At 71.2% G+C, this 6,701-nt stretch carries 3 protein-coding genes and 2 pseudogenes; 1 reads left to right on the top strand and 4 read right to left on the bottom strand.

Going from position 1 to position 6,701, the window contains the following annotated elements; all coding sequences use genetic code 11:
- From GKQ77_RS33980 to leuS, 4 genes and pseudogenes are all read right to left on the bottom strand, one after another.
- A pseudogene (locus GKQ77_RS33980) lies at positions 1–593 on the bottom strand (ComEA family DNA-binding protein); the annotation flags it as partial.
- Between the two features lie 271 nt (positions 594–864).
- Positions 865–1,710 carry a DegV family protein gene (locus GKQ77_RS24295; RefSeq protein ID WP_219691060.1) on the bottom strand — a complete coding sequence of 282 codons (846 nt, stop codon included), beginning with the start codon at positions 1,708–1,710 and terminating at the stop codon, positions 865–867.
- A gap of 105 nt (positions 1,711–1,815) precedes the next feature.
- Positions 1,816–2,550, bottom strand: a complete 735-nt coding sequence (locus GKQ77_RS24300; protein WP_219691061.1) for a hypothetical protein — start codon at positions 2,548–2,550, stop codon at positions 1,816–1,818.
- A gap of 146 nt (positions 2,551–2,696) precedes the next feature.
- On the bottom strand, positions 2,697–5,597 hold the full coding sequence (leuS, locus tag GKQ77_RS24305) for a leucine--tRNA ligase (RefSeq protein ID WP_219691062.1): 2,901 nt from the start codon (positions 5,595–5,597) through the stop codon (positions 2,697–2,699).
- A 393-nt stretch (positions 5,598–5,990) separates the two neighbouring features.
- Between leuS and GKQ77_RS24310 the strand changes: the two are divergent.
- Positions 5,991–6,701 (top strand): annotated as a pseudogene (locus GKQ77_RS24310) (hypothetical protein); the annotation flags it as partial.

A 6,701-nucleotide genomic window follows, 5' to 3' on the forward strand; every position in this document is an offset into this window, starting at 1 on the left:
GCCGCGCTCCCCACCCCCGCGGAGGAGCCCGGCGAGGGAGCGGGTCGCGCCCCGCGCTCGGCGGCCGCACCCGCCGCCCGTACGACGTCCGGCGCCCGGACGGGCTCTGTGCGCCCCGTCCAGAAGTGCTGTGCGGCGAAGAGCGCGGCGACGGCGAGGACCACGACGAGCGCGACCACGCCCCGCCGGTCGAGCCCGCACCGCGACTGGAGCCACACCGGCAGCCGCTCCCGCACGGCCAGGCCCATCCGTTCCCGCCGCGAGGGTCCGTCCTGCGCCGCCTCCTTCGCGGCTCCGTCCGCCTCCGCCCAGGTCTCCGTCGCGGCATCCTCCTGCCGCGCCCACTTCGGCGCGGGTGGAGCCGGACCCGTCACGCCCCCGCCCTCGCGCCCGGGAAGCAGCGGCACATCAGCAGCCGCCACGTCCAAGCGCGGTGAGGCAGCCGACACATCCGGCCGCGGTGAGGCAGGCGGGGGTTGTGGCTCGGCGAACAGGCTCTCCTGTGGCTCGGCGAAAAGGCTCTCCGCCCGCAGCCGCACCGCCTCCGCCGAGACATGGCCGCGCCGGACCCGGCGGGCGTGACGGCGCTGCACACGACCGTCGGAACCAGGGGCACGGCCCGGACCACTCGTCGCGGAAGCCGCCCCAGAAGACGTCCGAGCAGACACCCGGGAAGCAGACACCTGGGAAGGCGTCCGCGAAGACGCCCGCGAAACCGTCCCAGAAGGTGATCGAAGTGAAGTCATGCCGTCGACGTTAGGCACCGCCGCGACATTATGTTGATCTTGGTCAATTCCCGTGGATTACCCCGCAGTTGTGGATAACTCCGTCACCCACACGTGGAACATCGTCCACACTCAGAACTCACCGAGGCGAGACCACGGCCCCCAGCAGCCCCGGCCCCGTATGCGCACCGATCACCGCGCCCACCTCGCTGACATGCAGCTCGCCGAGGGCCGGCAGCCGCTCGCGGAGGCGGTCCGCGAGGGCCGACGCCCGTTCCGGCGCCGCGAGATGGTGCACCGCGATGTCGACCCGGCCCGTACCGGCGCGTGCGACGACGATCTCCTCCAGCCGGGCGATCGCCTTCGACGCCGTCCGCACCTTCTCCAGCATGTCGATGCGGCCGCCGTCCAGCTTCAGGATGGGCTTGACGGCGAGCGCGGAGCCCAGCAGCGCCTGCGCGGCGCCGATACGGCCGCCCCTGCGCAGATAGTCGAGGGTGTCGACGTAGAAGTACGCGGACGTGCCCGCGGCACGCTTCTCGGCGGCCGCCACCACCTCGTCGACCGAGTCACCCGCCTCCGCGGCCTCCGCCGCCGCGAGGGCGCAGAAGCCGAGGGCCATCGCGACCATGCCGGTGTCCACCACCCGCACCGGCACCGGCGCGTCCTTCGCGGCGAGGACCGCGGCGTCGTACGTACCGGAGAACTCGGCGGACAGATGCAGCGAGACGATGGCCGTGGCGCCCGCCTGTGCGACCTTCCGATACGCCTCGGCGAAGACCTCGGGGCCGGGCCGCGACGTGGTCACCGACTTCCGCTTCTGCAGCGCCAGGGCGACTGAGCGGGCCGAGATCTCGGTCCCTTCCTCCAGCGCCTGGTCGCCCAGGACCACGGTCAGGGGGACCGCGGTGATGCCGTGCCGCTCCATCGTCCGCTGCGGCAGATAGGCCGTGGAATCCGTGACGATCGCGACATGGCGGGACATGGGCTGGACACTACCCGTCTGGACCGCCGGGCGGCAGCCCGGCCCCTGCTCGCCCCCTCCCGGGGAGGCGCCCCGCGTCACGGGCGGCTCAGGCAAGTCACGGGCTCAGGTCGTGCTCTCCGGCTTGGCCTTCTTCTCCCACGGATACGTGGGCGCCGGCGAGGGTGGCGTGATCGCGGGCCGCGCGGACTCCTGGGAGGCCTGCGGCGAGGGCTCGGACCAGGTCTGCTCCGCGTCCTTGCCGGGCTGCGCGGCGGGCTCGGGCCAGGCGGCGGGGGCCTGTGCGGGCGCCGGCTCCGTGGTCCAGTGCCGCAGGGCGCCCGCCTCCATGCCGATCTGCGTGCTCAGCGAGTCCAGGTCGTCGCCCGCGAACCGGCGGGCACGGTCGCGCGCCGACCACCGCAGGGAGTCGGCCGCCTTGGTGATCTGCTCCGTGCGCTCCTTCAGCTCGGGGAGCCGCTGGGCGACGGACGCCTTGTCCGGGTCGCGCTCCAGGCGCCGCAGCTCGTCGTCCAGCTCGTGCCCGTGGGCGCTGAGCCGGTCGAACAGGCCGAGGGACTCCTTCAGCGAGGCGTCCTCGACGGCGCCCGCCTTCAGCACCTCCTGCGTGGCCCGCATCGACGTGCGCAACGACAGGCGCAGCTGGGCCAGTTCGCCCGCCGCGCCGAACTGGGTGAAGCTCTTCGCGCGGAGGGTGGTGTCCTCCACCGTGCGGCGAGCCTCCGAGATGGTGCGGTCCACGCCCCGCTTGGCCGCCTTCACGACCTTCACCGTGGCATACACCCCCAGCACCAGGAACAGCACGACGAGCAGCGCCACGATCACGCCCACGGCTTCCATGACGCCCCTCTCCGAGTCCGGTCCGGTCCACCCCAGCGATGGTCCCTCCACCGTAAACGGAGAAGGCAGGCCGGAGGTTCCATCGGAACCCCCAACCTGCCCTTAAGGGAAGACCCCTATGCCACCCGGCTGACCGGAAGTGTCCGTTACGCCGGAACGATGTTCACCAGCTTCGGCGCCCGCACGATCACCTTGCGGATGCCCGCGCCGTCCAGCGCGGCCACCACCTTCTCGTCGGCCAGCGCCACCTTCTCCAGCTCCGCGTCGGAGATCGACGGCGGGACCTCCAGGCGCGCCTTGACCTTGCCCTTGATCTGCACGACGCAGGTCACGGACTCGTCCACCACGTACGCCGGGTCGGCCACCGGGAAGTCCTGGTGGACGACCGAGTCGGTGTGGCCCAGCTTGCGCCACAGCTCCTCGGCGACGTGCGGGGCCAGCGGCGCGATCAGCAGCACCAGGCGCTCCGCGACGGACCTCGGCACCGTGCCGCCCACCTTCGTCAGGTGGTTGTTCAGCTCGGTGATCTTGGCGATGGCGGTGTTGAACCGCATGCCGTCCAGGTCCTGGCGGACGCCGTCGATCGCCTTGTGCAGGGCGCGCAGGGTGGCCTCGTCGATGTCGGCCTCGGCGACGTCCGCGACGGTGACCTCACCGGTCGACTCGTCGACGATCAGGCGCCACAGCCGCTGCAGCAGGCGGTACTGGCCGACGACCGCGCGCGTGTCCCAGGGGCGCGAGACGTCCAGGGGGCCCATCGCCATCTCGTACAGGCGCAGGGTGTCCGCGCCGTACTCGTCGCAGATCTCGTCCGGCGTGACGGCGTTCTTCAGGGACTTGCCCATCTTGCCCAGCTCGCGCTTGACCGGCTCGCCCTCGAAGAAGAACTTCCCGTCGCGCTCCTCGACCTCGGTCGCCGGCACCGGGAAGCCGCGGCTGTCCCGGTAGACGTAGGCCTGGATCATGCCCTGGTTGTACAGCTTGTGGAACGGCTCGGCGGACGAGACGTGCCCCAGGTCGAAGAGGACCTTCGACCAGAAGCGCGCGTACAGCAGGTGCAGCACCGCGTGCTCGGCGCCGCCCACGTACAGGTCGACGCCGCCGGTGGGCTGTCCCTCGCGCGGGCCCATCCAGTACTGCTCGACGGCGGGGTCGACCAGCTGCTGGTCGTTGCGCGGGTCCAGGTAGCGCAGCTCGTACCAGCACGAACCGGCCCAGTTGGGCATGGTGTTGGTCTCGCGGCGGTACTTCTTGGGGCCGTCGCCCAGGTCCAGAGTGACGTTGACCCAGTCCCCGTTGCGCGACAGCGGGGTCTCCGGAGAGGTGTCCGCGTCGTCCGGGTCGAAGGTGCGCGGGGAGTAGTCGTCGACCTCCGGCAGCTCCAGGGGCAGCATCGACTCGGGCAGCGCGTGGGCGACGCCGTCCTCGTCGTAGACGATCGGGAAGGGCTCGCCCCAGTAGCGCTGGCGGCTGAACAGCCAGTCGCGCAGGCGGAAGTTGACGGTGCCCTCGCCGATGCCGCGCGTGGCCAGCCAGCCGGTGATGCGCGCCTTGGCGTCGACCACGCCCAGGCCGTCCAGGGAGACCTCGGCGTTCGAGGAGTTGATCAGCTTCGCCTCGTAGGAGGAGAAGGCGTCGTCCCATGTCGACGTGTCCGTGCCCCGGCCGTCCGACGGCTCGACCACACAGCGCATCGGCAGGTGGAAGGCGCGCGCGAAGGCGAAGTCGCGGCTGTCGTGCGCCGGGACGGCCATGATCGCGCCGGTGCCGTAGCCCATCAGTACGTAGTCGGCGATGAAGACGGGGACCTGCTCGCCGCTGACCGGGTTCGTGGCGTAGACGCCGGTGAAGACGCCGGTCTTCTCCTTGGCGTCGGCCTGGCGCTCGACGTCGGACTTCGAGGCGGCGAACGCGCGGTACTTGGAAACGGCCTCGGCGGGCGTGGCGTGGCCGCCGGTCCACACCTCGTGGGTGCCCTCGGGCCAGGCCTCGGGCAGGACCTTGTCGACCAGCTCGTGCTCGGGCGCCAGGACCATGTAGGTCGCGCCGAACAGGGTGTCCTGGCGGGTGGTGAAGACGGTGACCGCCTCGCCCCCGGTGCCCACGGGGAAGCTGACCCGGGCGCCTTCGGAGCGGCCGATCCAGTTGCGCTGCTGCAGCTTGATGGCGTCGGGCCAGTCCAGTGCGTCCAGGTCGTCCAGCAGGCGGTCGGCGTAGGCGGTGATACGCATGTTCCACTGGCGCAGCTTGGCCTTGAAGACGGGGAAGTTGCCGCGCTCGGAGCGGCCGTCGGCGGTGACCTCCTCGTTGGCCAGGACGGTGCCCAGGCCGGGGCACCAGTTGACGGGCGCGTCGGAGGCGTAGGCCAGGCGGTACTGGCTCAGCACCTCCGCGCGCTCGGCGGCGTTCAGCTCGCTCCACACGCGCGTGGAGCCCGGTACCGCACGCTCACCGCTGTTGAACTGTGCCACCAGGTCGGCGATCGGGCGGGCCTTCTTGGCGTCGGCGTCGTACCAGGAGTTGAAGATCTGGACGAAGATCCACTGGGTCCACTTGTAGTAGTCCGGGTCGATCGTCGCGAAGGAACGCCGCTTGTCGTGGCCCAGACCCAGGGCGCGCAGCTGGGCCTTCATGTTCTCGATGTTGGCCTCGGTGGAGACCCGCGGGTGGGTGCCCGTCTGCACGGCGTACTGCTCGGCGGGCAGGCCGAAGGCGTCGAAGCCCAGGGTGTGCAGGACGTTGTGGCCGGTCATGCGCTGGAAGCGCGCGAAGACGTCCGTGGCGATGTACCCCAGGGGGTGGCCGACGTGCAGACCCGCTCCGGAGGGGTAGGGGAACATGTCCATGATGAACTTCTTGGGCCTGGCGACCAGCGCCGCCTGTGCCTCGTCGCGCGCGGCCATGTCACCGCTCGGGTTCGGCGCCTCGTAGGTGCCCTCGGCGTCCCAGAAGTCCTGCCAGCGTGCCTCGATCTCAGCGGCCAGAGCGGCCGTATAGCGGTGCGGCGCGGCCACCTCGGAGGCGGCAGCAGAATTCGTCTCGCTCATGATCCTCAAAGCTCCATCGATCGTCTCTGCCTACGGAATTGACCGTGCTGGCCAAATGAAAAAGCCCCTCGCACAGGAGGGGACGCCGCGCCGATTCCGACCCGCGATTCACCGGCGGTCGGGACTGATCAGCGCGGCCCGCTAAGCAGAAGGCGTACGGCACGCATGGCGTCAGGGTACCGCAGCCCTCGCGCGAGCCGCGACGAGCTCACGCGGCGGAACCGGAGGCACTGCTACCGGGCCTTGGCCAATGGTTACTCCGCGTACCGCCCACTATCGGGGCAACACCAAGAGCGCATCGCACTTTGATAACAACGCAATAACTCAAACCCCGTACCCACTGGTATGGCGCGACTTAGCATGCGGCGGACCGAACCATTTCGGAGCCGCCCCATGAACCCTCTGCACCCCCATCGCCAGAGCCGTCTGCTCGGCACCGGAGCCCTGCTCCTGATACCCCTGCTCGTCCTGGTGGGCAGCGACGGCTTCCGGGCCGCCCTGGACTTCACCACCGGCGTCCTGTGCCTGGTCTGCCTCACCGCCGCCGTGGTCTGGGGCCTGGTCGCCACCGACCGCCTCTTCCTGCGCTCGCGCGAGCGGCTGCTCGCCCAGGCCGTGCACCGGGCCACAGCGGTCGCCTCCGTCGGCTTCCTGCTGCTGCACGGCACCGTCAAGATCGCCCTCGACCACGTGTCGCTCCTCGGCGCCCTCGTGCCCTTCGGGCTGGGCGTCACCGGCAGCGCCGGCCTCATCGGCCTCGGCTCGCTCGCGGGCCTGCTCATGGTGGCCACCAGCGTCACCGGGGCCCTGCGCAGCGCCTTCGCCTCCCCCGCGCGGGTCGCCTCGCGCTGGCGCTCGCTGCACATGCTGGCCTACCCCGCCTGGTGCGCGGCGCTGACCCACGGCCTGTACGCGGGCCGCCCGGCGAAGTTCTGGGTGATCGCCCTGTACGGCCTGTGCCTGATCGCCGTCGCCGGGGCCATCGCGCTGCGTGCGGCGCCGCCGCCGATCAAGCGGATGGTCGCCTCCCGGATCCTGGCCCTGCTCGAACGGGAATACGGCACCCCCTCCCGCGACCGCCCACGCGCGCGGCCCGCCGGGACG

Origin of the sequence: Streptomyces anatolicus, assembly GCF_019400875.1 — a bacterium.
Taxonomy (GTDB): Bacteria; Actinomycetota; Actinomycetes; order Streptomycetales; family Streptomycetaceae; genus Streptomyces; species Streptomyces anatolicus.